The organism is Peribacillus sp. QJM3NY_7, from assembly GCF_056173225.1.
Map to the genome: position 1 here is coordinate 186,536 of NZ_CM149663.1, position 20,586 is coordinate 207,121.

General features: G+C 42.7%; 20 protein-coding genes. 15 read left to right on the forward strand and 5 right to left on the reverse strand.

The features are described 5' to 3' along the window. The first annotated feature begins 13 nt into the window (after nt 1-13). The 11 genes from AC0VX1_RS01075 (at nt 14) to AC0VX1_RS01125 (ending at nt 15,293) form a co-directional block, all read left to right on the forward strand. Nucleotides 14-1,708, forward strand: a complete 1,695-nt coding sequence (locus AC0VX1_RS01075; RefSeq protein WP_475469619.1) for a methyl-accepting chemotaxis protein — start codon at nt 14-16, stop codon at nt 1,706-1,708. A gap of 531 nt (nt 1,709-2,239) precedes the next feature. Further along, complete coding sequence (locus AC0VX1_RS01080) at nt 2,240-2,440, forward strand: cold-shock protein (protein ID WP_034304915.1); 201 nt, start codon at nt 2,240-2,242, stop codon at nt 2,438-2,440. A gap of 464 nt (nt 2,441-2,904) precedes the next feature. Beyond that, the gene (locus AC0VX1_RS01085; protein WP_475469620.1) at nt 2,905-3,276 is read left to right on the forward strand and encodes an ArsR/SmtB family transcription factor; all 372 of its coding nucleotides are present in this window, start codon (nt 2,905-2,907) and stop codon (nt 3,274-3,276) included. Further along, nucleotides 3,269-5,392, forward strand: a complete 2,124-nt coding sequence (locus tag AC0VX1_RS01090; RefSeq protein ID WP_475469621.1) for a heavy metal translocating P-type ATPase — start codon at nt 3,269-3,271, stop codon at nt 5,390-5,392. Before AC0VX1_RS01085 ends, AC0VX1_RS01090 begins: the two co-directional genes overlap by 8 nt. 271 nt (nt 5,393-5,663) lie before the next feature. After that, on the forward strand, nt 5,664-6,929 hold the full coding sequence (hflX, locus tag AC0VX1_RS01095; RefSeq protein WP_034304908.1) for a GTPase HflX: 1,266 nt from the start codon (nt 5,664-5,666) through the stop codon (nt 6,927-6,929). A gap of 705 nt (nt 6,930-7,634) precedes the next feature. After that, entirely contained in the window at nt 7,635-8,993 is a 1,359-nt protein-coding gene (locus AC0VX1_RS01100; RefSeq protein WP_475471675.1) for an NAD(P)-dependent oxidoreductase, read from the forward strand. A 27-nt stretch (nt 8,994-9,020) separates the two neighbouring features. Then, nucleotides 9,021-10,307, forward strand: a complete 1,287-nt coding sequence (preA, locus tag AC0VX1_RS01105) for an NAD-dependent dihydropyrimidine dehydrogenase subunit PreA (protein ID WP_034304903.1) — start codon at nt 9,021-9,023, stop codon at nt 10,305-10,307. A gap of 14 nt (nt 10,308-10,321) precedes the next feature. After that, the gene (gene hydA / locus AC0VX1_RS01110) at nt 10,322-11,740 is read left to right on the forward strand and encodes a dihydropyrimidinase (RefSeq protein WP_475469622.1); all 1,419 of its coding nucleotides are present in this window, start codon (nt 10,322-10,324) and stop codon (nt 11,738-11,740) included. A 41-nt stretch (nt 11,741-11,781) separates the two neighbouring features. After that, nucleotides 11,782-13,266, forward strand: a complete 1,485-nt coding sequence (locus AC0VX1_RS01115; RefSeq protein ID WP_475469623.1) for an NCS1 family transporter — start codon at nt 11,782-11,784, stop codon at nt 13,264-13,266. 16 nt (nt 13,267-13,282) lie between these two features. Further along, the gene (locus AC0VX1_RS01120) at nt 13,283-13,501 is read left to right on the forward strand and encodes a hypothetical protein (protein WP_034304894.1); all 219 of its coding nucleotides are present in this window, start codon (nt 13,283-13,285) and stop codon (nt 13,499-13,501) included. 157 nt (nt 13,502-13,658) lie between these two features. Then, complete coding sequence (locus AC0VX1_RS01125; RefSeq protein ID WP_413023320.1) at nt 13,659-15,293, forward strand: PucR family transcriptional regulator; 1,635 nt, start codon at nt 13,659-13,661, stop codon at nt 15,291-15,293. Between the two features lie 127 nt (nt 15,294-15,420). Here AC0VX1_RS01125 and yhfH (AC0VX1_RS01130) read toward each other — a convergent pair whose 3' ends face one another. From yhfH (AC0VX1_RS01130) to yhfH (AC0VX1_RS01150), 5 genes are read right to left on the reverse strand one after another with little or no spacing between them, the layout of a single operon-like run. Further along, nucleotides 15,421-15,561, reverse strand: a complete 141-nt coding sequence (yhfH, locus tag AC0VX1_RS01130) for a protein YhfH (protein WP_475469624.1) — start codon at nt 15,559-15,561, stop codon at nt 15,421-15,423. 28 nt (nt 15,562-15,589) lie between these two features. Further along, on the reverse strand, nt 15,590-15,727 hold the full coding sequence (yhfH, locus tag AC0VX1_RS01135; protein ID WP_082201097.1) for a protein YhfH: 138 nt from the start codon (nt 15,725-15,727) through the stop codon (nt 15,590-15,592). A 29-nt stretch (nt 15,728-15,756) separates the two neighbouring features. Further along, on the reverse strand, nt 15,757-15,894 hold the full coding sequence (yhfH, locus tag AC0VX1_RS01140) for a protein YhfH (protein ID WP_475469625.1): 138 nt from the start codon (nt 15,892-15,894) through the stop codon (nt 15,757-15,759). Between the two features lie 29 nt (nt 15,895-15,923). Next, on the reverse strand, nt 15,924-16,061 hold the full coding sequence (yhfH, locus tag AC0VX1_RS01145; protein ID WP_082162914.1) for a protein YhfH: 138 nt from the start codon (nt 16,059-16,061) through the stop codon (nt 15,924-15,926). Nucleotides 16,062-16,104: 43 nt separating this feature from the next. Further along, entirely contained in the window at nt 16,105-16,239 is a 135-nt protein-coding gene (gene yhfH, locus AC0VX1_RS01150; protein WP_258249957.1) for a protein YhfH, read from the reverse strand. 479 nt (nt 16,240-16,718) lie between these two features. On the opposite strand from yhfH (AC0VX1_RS01150), the gene AC0VX1_RS01155 reads away from it, so the two are divergent. From AC0VX1_RS01155 to AC0VX1_RS01170, 4 genes are all read left to right on the forward strand, one after another. Further along, nucleotides 16,719-17,609, forward strand: coding sequence for a diacylglycerol/lipid kinase family protein (locus AC0VX1_RS01155; RefSeq protein ID WP_475469626.1), 891 nt, complete (start codon nt 16,719-16,721; stop codon nt 17,607-17,609). Between the two features lie 234 nt (nt 17,610-17,843). Further along, entirely contained in the window at nt 17,844-19,877 is a 2,034-nt protein-coding gene (locus AC0VX1_RS01160) for a Na+/H+ antiporter (protein WP_063574522.1), read from the forward strand. After that, the gene (locus AC0VX1_RS01165) at nt 19,861-19,998 is read left to right on the forward strand and encodes a hypothetical protein (protein WP_156404321.1); all 138 of its coding nucleotides are present in this window, start codon (nt 19,861-19,863) and stop codon (nt 19,996-19,998) included. Before AC0VX1_RS01160 ends, AC0VX1_RS01165 begins: the two co-directional genes overlap by 17 nt. After that, nucleotides 19,998-20,510 (forward strand): GNAT family N-acetyltransferase, encoded by a 513-nt coding sequence (locus tag AC0VX1_RS01170; protein WP_034304887.1) that lies wholly within the window; start codon nt 19,998-20,000, stop codon nt 20,508-20,510. The genes AC0VX1_RS01165 and AC0VX1_RS01170 overlap by 1 nt, the downstream gene beginning before the upstream one ends. Nucleotides 20,511-20,586: the final 76 nt, after the last annotated feature.

Sequence of the window (20,586 nt, forward strand, 5' to 3'; positions counted from 1 at the left end):
GGGGGGCATGGAAATGAGATTTTCAAAGCTGAATCCTAAAAAATCTCTATTGGCAAAACTATTCTTGTTTTATATTATTCCTTTCGTGATTTTCGCAGGGGCCATGGGCCTTTGCTTTTCCTATATTACAAATAAAATGATCAATGAGAATGTCCTTCCGCAATTCGATGATCGCCTTTCTGAAAATGCCCACAGTTTAGCAGCGAGCCTCAATCCCACTTTGATAAACAAACCTTCCGAACGGGGCGAAGAGATTAAGCGGAAACTGGATGCCTTTGTTGTAGATAAAAAGGGAATTGAATATGTTTATGTTTTGAAGCGGGAGAATGATGCCGACATGATTGTAGCCTTGAGCGGCAGCGATGACTATATGGTGGAATCCCCCTTCACACCGGAACAGGCAAAATCGATAAATGGAAGCGAAGACGTCTTGAGTGAAATATATAAAGATAAGTGGGGAACACATAAGTCGTACTTTACGCCAATCGAAGGAACGGACGCGATTGTCGGAATCGATATGGATGCAAGCTTCATTGATGAATTGAAAAGTACAATGATATTCTATAATATCCTATTTCTTGCAAGTGCCGTTATATTGGGTGTGCTATGCGCCGTTGTCATCGGGAAAAAGATCTCGGGACCCGTCAATGAACTTGTTGGTTACACGAATGAAATGGCTAAAGGGGACTTAAGTAATTCGATTCCCGTTGGCAGAGAGGATGAGATTGGCGATCTGTCAAATGGATTCGAAGATATGAGATTAAGTTTGTCCCATATTATCCAGAATGTCCGTGAACATGCCCAAACGATGAATCAAACGACAGTTTCCATTCAGCAATCCTTTGAAGAGATGGTGGAATCCTATGGCCAGATAGTGACGGGGACAACGGAAGAAGCAAAGGCTTCGGAAGAACGTGCCCATCATATTGACCGGATTTCCAATATGATCAGTGACTTAACGGATACGATCCGTTTAATGAACGAGCAAACGAATGAAATGAATGAATTTACGATGCATGCAAATACACTTGCTGAGCAAGGGAGTAAACAAGTGCAAGATGTAACGAGCCAGATGGATAAAATCATGGAAAACGGCCAAGCGAATAAAGCTAATTTGGTGAGCCTGGAAGAGGATGTAGTGAAGATAAATGAAGTGATTGGCTTAATAAGGGTGATTGCTTCCCAAACGAACCTGCTGTCCCTGAATGCGTCCATTGAAGCGGCACGGGCGGGTGATGCTGGCAGAGGCTTTGCCGTAGTCGCTCAAGAGGTGCAAAAATTGGCCGTGCAAACCGATGAATCCATCGATATCATTTCAGAATCGATTATGCGGATTAATGAACAAACAGCCAAAGTCATCCAAAATAATGATGAGAGTTTTCAGGATATACTAAATGGTGTTTCCTTAGTGGAAAACAATGGCGAGATTTTCAATAAGATATTCGAATCCGTAGAGAAATTGCTGAAAGGCACAGAACAATTGGCCGCCCATTCGAAAAAAATCAGTGAGTCTTCGGATGAAAGCCTGGCATCCATACAGGAAATTGCAGCGATTTCCGAAGAAGGAGTCGCAACAACGGAGCAAATCTCGGCAGCTGCCATTCAACAAAGTACCATAATGGCTGGATTGAAGGAACAAAATGAAGATTTAGCAAAAGAATCGGCGATTTTAGAAGAAATGGTAGAAAAGTTCATTACGGAGAAATAAATATTTGATGTAAACATCTATAAAAACCTTTCTTAATTTTGTTTACGGGAGGTTTTTGGAGACAAAATGGGTTCTATCTGAATTTTTAAACATAGTTGATTGAAGCGGGTGTTCGAGACTTCTGCGGGAAAGCGCGCCGAGGGAGGACCGCCCGGAGAGGAAATCAACGTTCCGTTTTACACTCCCTCAAAAAAATGTAGAAAATATCGAGTTTATCTACACTATGAAACCTCTTTAAATTAGTAAACGAGAGGTTTTTGTTTGGATGAATGTATGTATGTAAGAGTTCATGTGTAATAGATAGAGTCACTTTCATTACTGCTTTTTTTTATAGAATTTAGAGAGTATTAAAAATTGCTGGAAAAAAGTTTCCCCAAACTATTTGCAATCGCTACCATTTAATGTTATGCTTAGTCTTAATTATTTTTGTTCGGTACTAAGGATACTAAAAGTACTACTTTTCGTTTTCGATGATGACTTAGAGCAAGGATAGTAATACATTGTGCTTAGATGCACTAGGAGGCAACAACAATGGAACAAGGTAAAGTAAAATGGTTTAACGCAGAAAAAGGTTTTGGATTCATCGAACGCGAAAACGGAGACGACGTATTCGTACATTTCTCAGCTATCCAAAGCGAAGGTTTCAAATCTTTAGACGAAGGCCAAGAAGTTACTTTTGAAGTAGAACAAGGTCAACGCGGACCTCAAGCTTCTAACGTTCAAAAAGCATAATTTCGATAACAAAAAAAGACGGATCCTTTTTAAAGGGTCCGTCTTTTTTTGTTTTGTGAAAATACATAACAAAAAACCCTGCTAAACGATAAGCAGGGTAAATAGTACAAGTAAAGTAAAACGCTTAAAAAGGTTTGACTAAGTATATCATAGTTTTTCTATAAAATACTAAATTAAATATATTATACGTATCAAGGTAACGATAGGTAATTACTGAAATCATTGATTGAAGGGGCGTAAAGGAATTTGTCCCTTCTTTTTTTTGCTTGAAGATCAGGGAAGAGGGCAGCATGACCTTTTTGTTAGCAAAAGGGGAAACAAAAAAACGATGGCCCACATATAAAAACATATGGACACTTTCATTAATTTCTTTGGGAAGGGGAAAAGATTCTTATACATTCAAATATTCAGGGAATTGTGTTATATTATAATCAAACGAAGATTTGAATGAGAGGTGTGAGAAGATGACGGAACTGAAAGATATATGTGATGTTCACCTGCATGATGAAGTGAAGGTCAATCGCATTCAAAGGGAAATGACCCAGGTGGATATATCCAGCATGTCGAAGCTGTTTAAGGTTATAGGCGATGAAAATAGGGCGAAGATAGCTTATGCGCTCTGTACGGACGAGGAATTGTGTGTGTGCGATCTGGCCAATATCATTGGTGCTTCGATGGCGACGACGTCACATCATCTTCGTACCCTTTATAAACATGCAATCGTAAAATATCGAAAAGAAGGCAAGTTGGCTTTTTATTCTTTGGATGATCACCATATTAAGCAATTGATTCTCATTGCATTAGAACATCAGCAGGAGGTAAGGGTCGATGGCTGAATCCCCAATGAAAACATATCGTATCCAGGGTCTATCCTGCACGAATTGTGCGGCTAAATTCGAGAACAATGTCCGTGAACTAGAGGGTGTGAAGGATGCCAAAATCAACTTTGGCGCCTCGAAGATATCGGTACAGGGCAGCACGACCATTGAACAGATTGAAAAGGCGGGAGCTTTCGATAACCTGAAGATCCGCGGTGAACAGGAACAGGCAACTCAAAAGGAACCATTTTGGAAGCAAAAAGAAAATATTAAAGTGGTGTTTTCGGTTTTCTTATTGCTGGTCAGCTGGATATTTGATAAGCGGTATGCTGATGGAAGCATCATGCCGGTAATCGGTTATGCGGCTGCAATCATAGTTGGAGGATATTCATTATTTGTCAATGGTTTGAAAAACCTTGTAAGGCTTCGCTTTGATATGCACACCCTTATGACGGTTGCCATCATCGGGGCGGCCGTGCTTGGTGAATGGGGCGAGGGCGCGACCGTCGTCATTCTATTTGCGATAAGTGAAGCATTGGAAAAATATTCGATGGATAAGGCGCGTAATTCCATCGAATCATTAATGAACATCGCACCTAAAGAAGCTTTGATCCTTAGAGGGCATCATGAAATGATGGTTGCTGTTGATGAGGTTGAAGTGGGCGACATCATGATCGTTAAACCTGGTCAAAAGCTTGCAATGGATGGCCGGATCATGAAGGGCGCCTCGACACTTAATCAAGCAGCCATTACTGGTGAATCCGAGCCGGTTTTTAAAACGGTTGAGGGTGAAGTATTTGCCGGAACCCTAAATGGTGAAGGACTGCTCGAAGTGGAGGTCACGAAGCGGGTCGAGGATACGACGATTGCAAAAATCATCCACCTTGTTGAAGAAGCACAGGCCGAAAAGGCTCCTTCCCAAGCCTTCGTGGATAAATTCGCAAAATTTTATACGCCGGCCATCATGCTTATTGCCCTGGGCATTGCGGTATTACCCCCGATCGTGATTAACGGGGATTGGAGTGAATGGATTTATCGGGGATTGGCTGTACTGGTTGTCGGCTGTCCTTGTGCTTTGGTCATTTCTACGCCCATCGCCATCGTGACAGCAATCGGAAATGCTGCGAAACATGGTGTGCTGATTAAAGGCGGGGTCCATTTGGAGGAAGCGGGAGCCTTAAAGGCAATCGCGTTTGATAAAACGGGTACTTTAACAAAGGGCGTACCTGAGGTGACCGATTTCAAAATGTTATCTGATGTGTTGAATGAACAGGACGTGCTGGCCATCGCCGCTGCTTTAGAAAGCAGATCACAGCATCCCCTTGCCACGGCCATTCTTCAAAAGGCGGAAACCTACGATGTGGACTATCATTCTTTATTGGTAGAGGATTTTACTGCAATTACAGGTAAAGGGATAAAAGGAAAAATCAATCAAGAAATCTATTACATTGGTAAACCCCACCTTTTTGTGGAAGAGGCAGGTTTCGTTTTCTCTGATGATGTGCTTAAATTAATCAGCGGCTATCAAAATACAGGGAAAACGGTGATGGTGCTTGGCGATCAAGTGAAGCTCCTTGCACTCATCGCGGTGTCTGATGAAATAAGGGAAAGCAGTAAGGAAGCCATTCGGAAACTGCATGCTTTGGGCATTGAAAAAACGATCATGCTGACTGGCGATAATATCGGAACGGCAAAAGCGATTGGAGCGGCAGCTGGCGTTCATGAGATTGAGGCGGAGCTATTGCCGCAGGATAAATTGACCATCATCAAACGATGGAAACAAAAATACGATCGAGTGGCCATGGTAGGCGATGGTGTCAATGATGCTCCGGCCTTGGCAGCTTCCACGGTAGGAATCGCAATGGGAGGGGCGGGCACGGATACAGCCCTTGAAACAGCCGATATTGCCTTAATGGGTGATGACTTATCGAAGCTGCCTTATACAATCCGCTTAAGCCGCAAAACATTAAAAATCATTAAGCAGAACATCACGTTTTCATTGGTGATTAAAGTCCTGGCCTTATTATTGATAGCGCCGGGCTGGTTAACACTTTGGATGGCGATTTTTGCCGACATGGGTGCGACGCTATTAGTTACATTGAACAGTCTTAGGTTATTGAGAATAAAAGAATAGAATAATATGGGCTCCCTGGTGCATCTTAAGGTGCACCAGGGAGCTTTTATTTTGAGCTTTCCAATTGTTTCATGTGAAACTTTGAAAAAAATAGTCGGTCGTCATATTTTTTGTTGAAAGTAAAAGGAAGTCAAATAATAACACTTTGCTAAGGGCAGCAACCTTTATGCAAGCGATGCCTGGTATGCTACAATGTGGCTCGCTTTTAGGCAGCATGACAGTTTGTTTAAGTATAATATAGGGAGTAAGGTATGTACGGAAGGGATTTGAAATGATGGAATTACAGCAGAGGGCAATTTTGGTTGGAGTCAATCTCAACGGTTCAAAGGATTTTGAGTATTCGATGGAGGAATTGGCCAATTTAACGGAAGCATGTGAGGTAGAGGTTGCAGGGACCATCACACAAAATTTGCATCGGGTGAACTCATCACATTTTATCGGTACCGGGAAGATCGAGGAAGTGAAAAATCTCGTTGAGCATAAAGAAGCTAATGTCGTCATTTTTAATGACCAGCTCTCCCCTTCGCAACTTCGTAATCTGGAGAGGGACATGGATTGCAAGGTGATTGACCGGACAATCTTGATTCTGGATATTTTTGCGCATCGGGCGAAAACGAAGGAAGCACAGCTTCAGGTAGAAGTGGCAAAGCTGCAGTATATGCTCCCGCGTCTCGTTGGTTTAAGGGAGTCACTAGGGCGTCAGAGCGGCGGGGTCGGTACAAACAAAGGAGCAGGTGAAAAGCAGTTAGAGCTTGACCGCAGGAGGATCGAGGAAAATATAAGTGTTTTGAATAAAGAACTGGAAGACCTTGTTGCACACAGGCAAACGCAGAGGAAACAGCGGAAAAAGAATGCCATCCCTGTCGTATCCTTAGTCGGTTATACCAATGCAGGTAAATCTTCGATCATGAATGCACTGATTGAGATGTTCCATCCAACTGCCGAAAAGCAGGTGTTGGAGAAGGATATGCTGTTCGCTACGCTTGAGACGTCCGTTCGAAACATTCCGCTGCCGGATAAAAAGGAATTCTTATTGACGGATACGGTGGGATTTGTGTCTAAATTGCCGCATCATCTAGTGAAGGCATTCCGATCCACATTGGAAGAAGTGGTAGAAGCGGATCTGTTGATCCATGTTGTCGATTTTTCCAATCCTAATCATGAGCAGCAAATAGAGATAACGGAAAAGACTTTAAACGATATAGGCATTAAAGGGATTCCGACGATCTTTGCGTATAATAAAGCGGACCTTACCGATTTGGATATCCCTCAGGTGAATCGTGGCTCTGTATATATGTCAGCAAAAAACAAAGTTGGCATCGAGGAATTGATAAATCAAATTCGCAAGCATATTTTTGTCGACTATACTCACTGTGAAATGCTGATTCCATTTGACCAAGGGCAGCTGGTTTCTTATTTCAATGAAAATGGTCACATAACGGAAACGGAATATGAGGCAATCGGTTATCGAATAAAGCTTGAGTGCAAGAAAACGGATTATGAGAAATATAAACGATACGTTATACATCCGGAATGAACCTGCTTGTTGATAAATTTTTAATGGGTTGTTGATAAGTGGAAAAGTCGATTCGTTAATGTGGATAACTTTTGGTGAAGTGCCTCTGTTCTGCAAAAACAAAGAGAATAACACCATATAATATGTGAATAAGTTGTGGATAAATGTGAAAAGACCCAGGAAACCAAGAATTTTCGTTTCTGGGCTTTTTTTTATGTGGACAAAGTGTTGATAAGCAGGTAATCGGAACAAATCAGCCAAAAATATCAGTAAGTATGATGAAAAGTAAGTATGGATGTAGAAAAATGACGAGGCTTATCACTTATTGTTAGGAAAAATAACATGAATATTACATATTGCAAATTTAGTGCCTGGAAATACTTTACACTTTGTATAATGTAACTTGCTTTTCAACATTATAGAATAAAGAATACTCAATTCTCTGATTTATCATCAGGATTTGAGTTTTTAAGATTAGTAGGGGGGGCTTTTTAAAGGAAACAGGGACCGGGGCGTGGCCAGTGAGTGAATGAGAGAGAAAATAATAAACAAAATGAGAGATTCTTGGCTGGGAAATCGCCATGACTTGTTAGGTGATTAAATGGATGGAAACCATGTTGGCAATGCTTTCAATCGTTTAAATATGAGGACAGTAGAGAATGCACGCAATTCCTCCCGTTTTATTTTTCAAAAATAAATGTTTGGAAGGAGAAATAGTGGATGAGTATGACGAGCCCGTTAAAAGGTGGTCTAGAGATTAACTTTCAGGAAGCGGAGAGGGGATTATCCCCAAGGGAAGCTTTGGAAGAATCGAATCGATGTTTATACTGCTATGATGCCCCATGTATCCAAGCCTGTCCGACCGGAATAGATATTCCCGGTTTTATCAAGAAGATAGCATCAGGTAATTTTAAAGGGTCGGCCAAGACAATCATGACGGCCAATCCTGTCGGTGCCAGCTGTGCGCGGGTATGTCCGACTGAAGAGTTATGTGAGGGGGCATGTGTCCTGAACCATTCTACAAAGCCGATCATGATCGGCAATCTCCAGCGTTATTCCACAGATTGGGCCATCCAAAATAAACAAGCCCTATTCAAGGCCGGGAAGAAGAATGGCAAAAAAGTTGCCATTGTAGGAAGCGGTCCCGCGGGTTTGTCTGCAGCAAGGGAGTTAGCCTTGCTTGGCTACAGTGTAACCATTTTCGAAGCTGAAAAGAATCCAGGCGGATTAAATACTTACGGAATTGTATCGTTCCGTTTACCTCAGAGCATTTCTTATTGGGAAGTCGAACAAGTAAAGAGTTTGGATGTTGATATTAAAACGAATACACGGGTCGGGGTGGATGTTTCCGCAAATCAGCTGACTGCCGACCATGATGCGGTCATTTTAGCGATAGGCATGTCCGATGTCCCTAAGCTTGGAATTGAAGGGGAGGATTTGGCTGAAGTTTATGATGCAATCGATTTCGTAAAGTCAACGAAAACAGGGACAATCACTGATAAATTCATTGGGAAGAAGATGGCGGTGATTGGGGCTGGAAACACGGCGATCGATGCCGCGACCTGTTCTATTCGCCTGGGCGCCGAACAGGTGAGCATTATTTATCGTCGTACCCAAAAGGAAATGACTGCCTATGATTTTGAGTATGAGTTTGCCAAACAAGAAGGTGTCGGTTTTCACTGGCTGACTGCCCCCTCCAGGATCCTATCGGATGAAAGCGGTCAGGTAACGGGTATCGAGTGCGTAAAAATGGTGCTTAGCGAGGCAGGTGAAGATGGCCGGCGCCGTCCAGTCCAAATTTCCGGATCAGAGTTCGTCATTCCGGTCGATGGCGTCATTCGTGCCATAGGCCAATCCAGGTATGTAGGATTGATTGAACAGTTCGGCATTCAACATGATGATGGCGTCGTGACATTGGAGGGTGATTCCTACAGGACATCGAATGAAAAGATCTTTGCGTGCGGTGACGTGATCTTCGGAAAAGGCCAAGGTGAGGCAATGGTTGTTTCAGCTGCCCAGCAAGGGAAAAAGACAGCCTATGAAATTGATTCGATTTTGATGGGCGGAGCGGTGGATATTGCTTAAATAACTATGAAAAATAGGAGGCTTATCATGGCTGATTTATCAATTGATCTTGCAGGTATTAAATCTCCCAATCCTTTTTGGCTTGCTTCAGCACCACCTACTAATTCGGGTTATCAAGTTCAGCGTGCATTTGAAGCTGGCTGGGGAGGAGCTGTTTGGAAGACATTGGGTGACCCCATCCTGAATGTCTCATCACGTTTTGCAGCGGTCAGTTTTAATGGACAAAGAGTTGCCGGGTTTAACAATATAGAATTGATAACGGACCGTCCGCTGGAAGTGAATCTGAAGGAAATATATGAAACGAAGAAGAGGTTCCCTGATCATGCGATCATTGCATCGGTGATGGTGGAGCCACAACAGGAAAAGTGGCATGAGATCATCAAGCGCATAGAAGATGTAGGGGTCGATGGTTACGAGTTGAACTTTGGCTGCCCGCACGGTATGGCTGAGCGTGGGATGGGAGCTGCTTCGGGACAGGTTCCAGAACTGGTTGAAAAGCAAACATACTGGGCGAAGGAAGCTGCATCCAAGCCCGTCATCGTCAAGCTTACACCCAATATAACCGACATTACGGTTACGGCTGAAGCGGCGGTGCGCGGCGGTGCGGATGCAATAAGCATGATCAATACGATCAACAGCTTGGCAGGAGTGGATATCCATTCATGGAATACGATTCCCCATGTAGGCGGCAAGGGTGCTCACGGAGGGTATTGCGGTCCAGCTGTGAAGCCGATTGCTTTGAATATGGTGGCAGAGTGTGCAAGGAATAAAATGATCAATGTTCCCATTTCGGGAATTGGCGGCATTTCAAATTGGCAGGATACGGTGGAATTTTTGCTGATGGGTTCGACTGGAGTGCAAATTTGCACAGCTGCCATGCATCACGGTTTTAGAATAGTTGAAGACTTGATCGATGGACTGTCCAATTATCTTGATGAAAAAGGGATATCCTCCGTGATGGATATTGTCGGTAAGTCCGTACCGCGCTATTCCGACTGGGGGAACTTAGATCTTAATTATAAGGTCGTTGCGCGCATTAATAATGATGTGTGCATTAACTGCAATAAATGCCATATTGCGTGTGAAGATACATCGCATCAATGTATAGATATGTTAAAGGACACGTCAGGCAGCTCATTCTTGAGAGTGCGCGAAGAGGATTGCGTAGGCTGTAATCTTTGCTCGATCGTCTGTCCGGCCGATGGGGCGATCGATATGATCGAATTGACAAATGAATTGCCGCCAATGACGTGGAATGAACGCCAATCGTTCCTTGGGGGCATAAGCAGTGAAAGTGTTGATTTCGTAAAATGATGGAGGGGTCGAATATGAAGAAAATCATTAAAAATGGAACGATTGCAACGGCTGCAGATACGTATCAAGCGGATATATTGATTGAAAATGAGAAGATTGCAATGATTGGCAAGGATCTGTCGGCTGAGGGGGCTGAAATCATTGATGCAAAAGGCGCATATATTTTTCCGGGGGGCATAGATCCGCATACCCATCTCGATATGCCGTTTGGCGGGACAACGACAAAGGATGATTATGAAACAGGTACAATCGCTGCTGCATATGGAGGCACGACAACGATCATCGATTTTTGCCTGACCGAAAAAGGGGTGCCTTTAAAGAAAGCAATTGAAACATGGCATGAAAAGGCCAATGGAAAGGCGGCCATAGATTATGGTTTTCATTTAATGATCAGTGAGATTAATGATGAAGTATTGGCTGAGTTGCCAAGTATCATCGATAATGAAGGGATTTCGTCCTTTAAAGTATTCATGGCTTACAAGAATGTTTTTCAAGCTGATGATGCCACGCTATACCGCACTTTGTTGCAAGCAAAGGAACTTGGCGCACTTGTCATGGTTCATGCTGAAAATGGTGATGTCATCGATTATCTTACAAAGCAGGCGCTTGCCGAAGGGAACACCGATCCAATTTACCATGCATTAACAAGGCCTCCGGAGCTTGAAGGGGAAGCAACTGGACGTGCAGCTAAACTGACGGAAATGGCAAATGGCCAGCTCTATGTCGTTCATGTCACCTGTGAAGATGCGGTTGAAAAGATCACTGAGGCAAGGAATAAAGGGGTGGATATTTGGGGTGAGACTTGTCCGCAATATTTGGTTCTTGACCAGTCTTATCTTGAAAAGCCCCATTTTGAAGGTTCTAAGTATGTATGGTCCCCGCCGTTAAGGGAGAAGAAAAACCAGGAAGTGCTATGGAATGCTTTGAAAACGGGGCAGCTGCAAACGATCGGCTCCGATCAATGCTCTTTTGACTTTAAGGGACAGAAGGAACTTGGACGTGAAGATTTCACGAAAATACCGAACGGCGGCCCAACGATAGAGGACCGCATGAGTATCCTCTTTTCTGAAGGGGTCATGAAAGAGCGCATTACCTTGAATCAATTCGTCGACATGACCTCTACACGTGCTGCCAAACTATTTGGATTATTCCCTAAGAAAGGGACGATTGCCGTAGGCTCGGATGCTGATATTGTCATTTTTGACCCGAAGGTTGAAAGGGCCATTTCTGCAGATACTCATCACATGGCGGTGGATTATAATGCGTTTGAGGGTATGGAAATTACGGGTGAGCCGGTTTCCGTTTTATCGAGAGGTCAATTCGTCATTAAAGACAAACAATTTGTGGGCGAAGCTGGAAAAGGACAATTCTTGAAACGGGCAAAATATAATTCGGCGTTGAAGCCGGATACCGGGAAAAAGCTTACAGTCTAACTTCGGTAAGGAATCTTGCAAATTAAATTAGGGGGATTTTTATGAGTGAGAAGAAAGATTATTTAAAGTCTCCCGATTTGCTGCCTATACCTCATAGTGAGAAAAACATAAGTGCAGCCGGATTTGGTTTCATTTGGGTGGGCATGGCTGTAGTATTGGCTGCCTTCGCGATCGGTGGGAACGGTGTTCAAAGTTTATCCTTAGGCTGGGTCGTTCTTGCAACGGTCATTGCTTGTGTGGTTCTCGGCTTTTTGATGACAATGACAGGAGATATCGGTGTTGAACATGGAATATCATTTCCAGTCTATATGAGGGCGCCGTTCGGTACGATTGGCACCCACATCCCTTCGGTTGTGCGCGGTTTTGTAGCGTCATGCTGGTTCGGCCTCAATACTTACTTTGGAGCCACTGCAATGAACGCTATCTTTACAACCCTTTTTGACTTTGATAATTGGTTTATCTGCTTCCTCATTTTTGCCGTTTTACAATTAGTCAACACGGCAATGGGAATAAAGTCGATTGAACGATTCGCCGACTTGGCGGCGCCCGTCATCATTCTAATTTCTGGATGGATGTATTTCACCCTATCCGATCAGGCTGTTGCCCAAGGAAGGGAGGTATGGTCCTGGATTGAAAGTCCGGTCACTGGCGGGGCCGCCGCAACGGCTTTCATGGTCGTCATTATGGCAAATATGGGATTTTGGGGCACATTGACTGCAGATATGCCGACGCTTTCCCGCTATATAAAGGCACCAAAAAATGAAAAAAATTGGTTCAAGCGCAATAAGGGGCAAATAATTGGGAATATTATCACCTATCCCATCACCCAGACGTTCATGGTGATTATCGGAGCGGTTTCTTATATGGCTGTTTCCAATTATGACCCTGTAGTTGCCATACAGGGATCAGCAAGTGGAATTGCCCTCGGCGTCCTTTTGATCATGATCGTATTTGCTCAATGGTCGACGAATACTACGGCCAATGTCATTCCCGCAGCTACCATTTTCTCCAATGTCATGGGTCCTAAAATGCCATTTTGGGCGGGAGTCGTTGTAGCGGGGGTTATTGGGATAGTAGTTCAGCCATGGAGCCTGTTCGGCATCATCATAGAAGTTTTATTAATAATTGGTGGAATCCTGGCATCCATTGTCGGCATCCTGGTAGCGGATTACTATTTCCTTCGTAAACGGAGAGTGAATGTACAAGAACTCTATGAAAGTGAAGGCCAGTATAAGTACTTGAATGGAGTGAATTGGGCAGGAATCATTTCTTGGGTGATTGGAGGAATCGGTGCCACGATTTTTTCAAATTATTCGTTTATTATCGGTTTCCTTCTCGGCGGTGCAAGTTATTTTATATTAGCTAAGTATTGGTGGTTCAAGCGATATGAACAAGCTGAAATCATCGATCCGAGCGATGAGAAATATTTAGGCATTTCAGTTGGAAGGGATTGGATAATCGGGGAAGGTCCAGAACTTGAGGAAAAGTTGGTTTTTACGGCTTCGACCGGCAAGGAGAACGTTTGAAAAAGGGGGAATGGAAATGTCCGAATATCAAGAGTATCGCTTAGAAAGGGAACAAATCGATTTTTTGCTTGAAAGAGGATATCGAATCACCCGGGTTTCTGAAAGTTTAAGTGGAGCCTTTCTCGATTTTGAACTGATTGAAGGAACGAAGCAGGAATGGAAGCAATTGAACATCAAAACCCCGGAAGGAAGGAAATACTTCTCTACATTGCTTTTCAAAAAAAAATTGAATTGAATAAGTTACGGACCGGGCCTATTCCTCACGAATGGGTCCTTTTTGTTCGAGTTTTTTGTAGAATTTTGACGTTAGATTTTCTGACAAGTGTCTGGAGATTTAAGGGGTGTCCGTTTATAATAGATTTTAAAGCAGTTTTATAAAAGGATGTGGCTGGATGAATACATCGATTACAATCGAGGAAATTCTAACACGCAAGCATTTTAATCTGACGGATATAATTGCAGGCAGCAGTGGGATAAAGCGCCAAGTGAAGTGGGTCCACTGCATGGAGGTCACGCAAATCAGCCATTTGTTAAATGGAAACGAACTGATACTGACTACCGGTTTAGGGTGGAAAGACTGCGATGACACATTCCTATCCTACTTAAGACAATTAATAGAATGCGATGCAGCTGGACTCTGTATAGAGATTGGCGCCAACACCATGGCAGTGCCGCAATGTGCCATCGATCTCGCTAATGAACGGCAATTCCCTATCATCCTATTTCATGAAGAAGTCCCTTTCGTGGAAATCACGCAGGATATACATTCCCTTATCATCAATAAACAATATCAGATGATCTCCAACTTAGAAAACTACTCACAGCAATTAAATAAAAATCTCCTCGAAATTGACCATTATGAACCAATTCTAAAATTTCTCCACAGCTATTTACATGTACAGGTTATTCTTATCTTTAATGAAAATGATATAGCCAGCATTCCAAAAATAAAGAAAAAAACAACCTATCAAATGGTAGCGGACATATATGAAGAGAAGCGGAAATTGGATAAAACCGTTCTTGGACAGCCGATACAAGTGCTTGGCGAAAATTATGCGGAACTGCTCATCAGCAGCAACGGCAGGGAGTTGACTGATTTTGATTCATTGATCTTGGATCGAACGGCTACCGCATTGGCACAGCATCTATTAAGGGAGTTATATATAGAAGAAAAGAAAATGTCGGAAGAAAGTATATGGCTTACAAATTGGATTGAAGGTGAATATAGTGACGAAGCGATCCGGGAAAGGCTTTCCTATATTGATCCGAAAATGCAGTTGGATGGCGGAATTGTTTGCATTTGCAAACAACACCCAAAGTATAATAAAAATTCCGCAAAATTAGATGGAACCTATTTTAAGATAATGTTTAGAACTGTTTTTGAACAGTACGGCTTTCAGATATTTTCCATGGAAATACATCAGCATCTTGTTTTTATTTTAGGTGATAATCGTTCATCCGAAGATTGGAAATCAAGGGTTACAAACGCGCTGGATCGAATCATGAAAATGGATGTAAGCGGGCGTAATCGTATGGGGCTGCTTTCGATTGGTTTTGGTAAGCATGTTCAAAGGTTAAGTGAGATTTACAAAAGTTATGAAACGGCCCGTGAGACGTTGCTGCTTCAGGATACATTGCCAGAGGATGACAGGAGCTTCTTTTATCAGGACTTACATATGCATCGCATGATTTCACTCATAAATAAACATGGCAATCTGGAGGAAACGGTATATGAATATTTAGGTCCTGTCATTGAATACGACAAGCAAAACAATGGAGAGCTAATGCCTACCCTGAAGACATACCTTGCCTGTAACGGTTCTAAACAGGAAACATCAAAACAATTATTCATTGTCCGGCAAACGTTATATCATAGGCTTGAAAAATTGGAGAAACTGCTAGGTTCTGATTTTATGCGCTCCGATAAGCGTCTGGGCCTTGAATTCATGATTTTTGCATTGGACTTCTTACAATACAGCAGCAGGAAGATCAGCGGGAAGTATGTAGATAAATATATTGGGAGATGAAAAGATAGTAAGACTGAAGGGTGTCCAGGGGACATCCTTTTTTGAATGCAAGGAAAGGGAGGCAGATAACAAGGTTAATGCTGACATCAAAATGGCCTATATAGCACCTTGATGTCAGCATCTTTTATTAATATTCATCTTTTTTGGAAAGGCAGCGGTCACATTCCAAGAGGTAGGATTCAGCTTGTTCAATGATATGGGTCCCGCATTCCGAACATTGTTTAGGCGGCAGTGTCCTGAAGAATCCCAATGGGTTTTTGGTTTGCATGGTGATTCCTCCTTATGATTTGGTTTAATCAGTCTTCGTGTTTGGAGAGGCAGCGGTCACATTCCAAGAGATAGGATTCAGCTTGTTCAATAATATGGGTCCCGCATTCCGAACATTGTTTAGGCGGCAGTGTCCTGAAGAATTCCAGTGGGTTTTTGGTTTGCATGATGATTCCTCCTTATGATTTGGTTTTAATCAGTGTTCGCGTTTGGAAAGGCAGTGGTCACATTCCATCAAGTAAGATTCAGCTTGTTCAGTGATATGGGTTCCGCACTCCGAACATTGTTTAGGCGGCAGTGTCCTGAAGAATTCCAGTGGATTTATAGTTTGCATGATGGTTCCTCCTTTTTGATTCGGTTTAATCAGTCTTCGCGTCTGGAAAGGCAGCGGTCACATTCCATTAAGTAGGATTCAGCATGCTCGATAATATGGTCACCGCACTCAGGGCAATGTTTAGCAGGGATATTGTTAAAAAACTCAATGGATTTTTTCATTTGCATGATGATTTCCTCCTTTTAATGTTAGATATATTTTCCGGCCGCTTTATTCTTCACGTTTGGAAAGGCAGCGATCGCATTCCATCAGATAGGAATTTGAATGGTCCACATGTGTTTCACCACATTCCGGGCAATGTTTAAATGAATCGATTATGAGTAAATCTGATTGATTTGCTTGCATGTCTCGCTCCCCCTCTTTATAGTACAGTTTTTGTTATTTGCTTGTTGTTATAATACAGTATATACCCGAATCTGGAAAATGTATAGGTATTTTACAGAAAATTTGAAATTTTTTTCACCCATAGTGTAAAAACCCTATTGGAAAGGGATTTATCATCTGTATATTTTTTTATTTTTTCCACGGCAAGTAGGAAATGAAAGAAATAATGCTTTTTATAAAACGAAAAAACAATCAGGGAGTGAAACGGACAAACAATTTTCAATGTGTTGAGTGGGGCATTAATATAACAGATGGGAAACAGGAGGTTGGGTGATCATTGAATGCCTGTTTTACAGTCGATGTAACATAAAAGAACTTGTTCTAAAATGTCAGCAATATCCAAACGGCAGCGATTTATATGTAAGTTCCTGTCTGGATGGTTTTAATACTTCAGTAAAGAGGTAACTTGCTAGTAGAAGTACAATAATGGGAGGTAGCATATGTCGAAAGCGATGATTATCGTCAATCCATCTTCAGGCAAGGAAAAGGCAGGGAAGATTTTGCCGAAAGCGGAAAAGGCACTTGGCGAAATTTTTGATGAGGTATGCGTTCGTAAAACGGAAGGAGAGGGGGATGGGACGGGTTTTGCAAAGGAGGCCTGTGCAGAAAGATTCGATGCTGTCATTTCCATGGGTGGTGATGGAACGGTGAACGAGATAGTGAATGGCTTGGGCGAGCAGCAGCATCGGCCTACCTTCGGGATCATTCCACTAGGAACCATCAATGATTTCGCCAGGTCTTTGGGAATACCACTGAATCCCAATGCAGCCATCGAGACATTGAAGGATATGCATATTAAGGAATCGGACATAGGGAAGATCAATGACCGATACTTCATGAATGTGTTGGCGGTAGGGGCAATCGCGGAGGCCACCTATAATGTTTCCGTTGAACAAAAAACCCGTCTTGGGTCTTTTGCCTATTTCATTGAAGGAGCAAAGGCGATCATTAAAAAGACTCCGTTTCCTTTAACGGTTGAACATGATCACGGGAAGTGGATGGGGGAGGCTCATTTACTGATTGCAACCATGACTAACTCTGTCGGCGGTTTTGAACAACTTGCACCAGAGGCGGAAGTGAATGATGGAAAGCTGCACACATTCATCATTAAGGATTTATCTCTTCCTCTCATCGTCAAGATCATTCCCAGTTTGATCAGGGGGGAGATCATGGGGAATGACGAAGTCGAATATATTAAAACATCCAAGCTCCATTTAACCACGTCAGAGGAACTTGCAGTCAATATCGATGGCGATGAAGGCATTCTTCTTCCTTTCCAGGCAAATGTACTGCATAAACATCTTCGTCTATTCGTCCCGGGAACTAAATGAGTCGTTTAGTTCCCATTTCTTTCAACATGTGGGGAAAGCTGATCATGGTTTAGCCAATCAGCTTTTTTCTTTGCGGGTGTTCATCGTACACAACGTAAGCTCCTTCGCTTTTGATAAAAGGTATCATTATTCAGAAGGATTCCAGGTTAGAATAGTTAATGCATGATTGACTGGGTATAAATATGTTACGCTTATATTTATGATTATAGATGAGAGAGGAAGTTTGATGTTCGTATGGAGTTTTTTCTTGTTATATTAGCCCTTCTTATATTGATAGGAGTGTCTAATGTAATTAACCATTTTATACCCTTTATACCTGTACCATTAATACAAATAGCACTCGGTGTCATATTGGCACTTTTACCCCTGGGCATGCATGTTGAGATGGAGACGGAATTATTTTTGCTATTATTCATCGCACCCCTATTGTTCAATGATGGAAAAAATGTACCCCGAACAGCACTATGGAAGTTGAGAGCACCCATTCTGATGCTTGCACTGGGCCTCGTATTCATAACGGTTTGGGCAGGCGGGTATTTAATTAATTGGATGATCCCTTCGATACCATTGCCTGCAGCATTCGCTTTGGCGGCCATTCTGTCACCTACGGATGTAGTGGCAGTAAGCGCTTTGGCGAGTCGTGTCAAATTGCCGAAGAGCATCATGCACCTTCTCGAAGGCGAAGGGCTGATGAATGATGCCTCAGGTTTAGTTGCCTTTAAATTTGCCGTTGCAGCTACAGTCACTGGTGTTTTCTCCTTAGTCGACGCAACCTTCAGTTTCATATGGATTGCAATTGGTGGGTTTGTAGGTGGAGCGATACTAGCTTTCATCATTATCAGGCTTCGTGTATTTCTTCGCCGTTTAGGGATGGAAGATGTCACGATGCATATGCTTATCCAAATCCTGACTCCTTTTATTATTTTCCTCGCTGTGGAACATTTCCACCTTTCTGGGATTTTGGCAGTCGTGGCTGGGGGAATTGTCCATGCCATTGAACGAGATCGGGAAATTTCACCAACAGTGGAACTTCAAGTCGTTTCAAAGAGTACCTGGTCCGTCATTTTATATGTATTGAATGGTCTTGTATTCGTTTTGCTTGGCTTGCAAATCCCAAGCGTTGCGAAAACGATCTTTCAAGATCCAGCCTTCAATAATGGACAAGTGATCCTTTATATCGTGATCATTACACTTTTCCTTTTCGCTTTACGATTCATTTGGCTAACGGCTGCCTGGTCGATTGGCTGGATGACGAAAAAAGCGGGAGCCCAAAAACCGGACTTCAAAGCGGCCGGGATCATTACCATTTCCGGAGTTCGCGGAGCTGTAACGTTAGCGGGTTCGTTCTCGATTCCATATGTGTTGGCAGATGGAAGTCCTTTTCCTGAGCGTTCATTAATCATTTTCATTGCAGCAGGTGTCATATTGCTGACACTGATTGTTGCGAGTGTATTTCTGCCAATCGTGGCACGGTCGGAAGAAGAGGAAGTGGTGGATAAGCAGGCTGACAAAACGAAAGCTGCTGCCATCCACTCACATCAAGCCGCTATACGGGTGATTGAGTCCCAAATGACAGATGAAAACCGGGAAGCGGCTTTGTCGATCATTTCCAGGTATTGTACCAAGATTAATGAACTGTCCTATGTAGAACAGGAGAAAGAACCGGCCGCATTAAGGGAAGAAGAGAAGGATCTTCGCTTCAAGGCCCTTGAAGCAGAGCAAAGATTCCTTGATAAACTCATTAAGGATGAAAAGGTGGACCGGGAGACGGCGTATATATGCAAGGAATATATCCAGCGTATGGAAGGTGCCGTAACAAATCGACTGAAGTTCCGTTTTTTTAGGTCAGTAACGCTGTTCAGGAGAAGTATGCTGAGGGTTTTAAAATTATTTTTCCCAAATAAAAGTGAAATAAGAAAAATCAATCTTAAGAGATTGGAAAAGGTCAGGGATCTTAAAATCAGGATGTATAAAGCCGCCATCCAAGAGATACAGGCCGGAATTACAGCCGATAATCATAAGACATCCTCGATGATCATAGACGAGTATAAAGTGTTGATTTTAAAATGCAAACGTGAGAACAGAGGCAGTACCCCGAGTAAAATGGTTGAGTATGAAAGGGAGCTGTTCTATAAAGCGATCCAGGCAGAACGGGACGAAGTGCAGGATATGTTTGAAAAACGACAAATCTCCCGTGATGTTGCCAACATACTCCGCCAGCAAATCAATTTACGGGAAGCACTCACTATCAATGAAAATACACATTGATTATACAGAAGGAGCACTGTCGAATATATCGACAGTGCTCCTTCCGGTTTGTGAAGGGAATATCGGACAGGGCATCGAATCATTATTGTATTCAATAATTGATGAAAGAGAGTGTGCATAATGGAAAAGGAAATCGAGACCATAACTTTAACGCCTTATATACCGGAACACCTTCACCAGCTTTCCCAGTTTTATTTACCGAATACACAAACTCCTTTTTCAGCTCTGCCGGAAGAGTCACTGAAATATTGTCGGGAAGATTGCGACAGGCACCCTTTCGTAATATTGGCCGATGGTATCCCAGTTGGCTTTTTCGTTTTACACATTGGCGAAAACACCGACCCTTTCACCAGCGATAAAAAAGCGATTTTACTCCGGGGATTCCTTGTTGATCAAAAACATCAGGGAAAAGGGATTGGAAAGAAAGCCTTGCAAATCCTTCCGGAATTCGCAAAAGGGATTTTTCCAAACAAGGATTCGATCATTCTGGCAGTGGACGTGATGAACGTGAACGCAAAAACGCTTTATGCGAAATCGGGGTTTCAGGATACAGGCATTCAGAAGGAAGGCAGAAGCGGGTTGATGGAGATAATGGAATATAGATTGGATATGGGGAACAAGGATATCGAATAAGGGAGGAATAACAAATGAAATTGGCTAATGGACTTTTCCAAAAGGGGAAGTCTTTTTTGTCCAATTTGTTACAGGT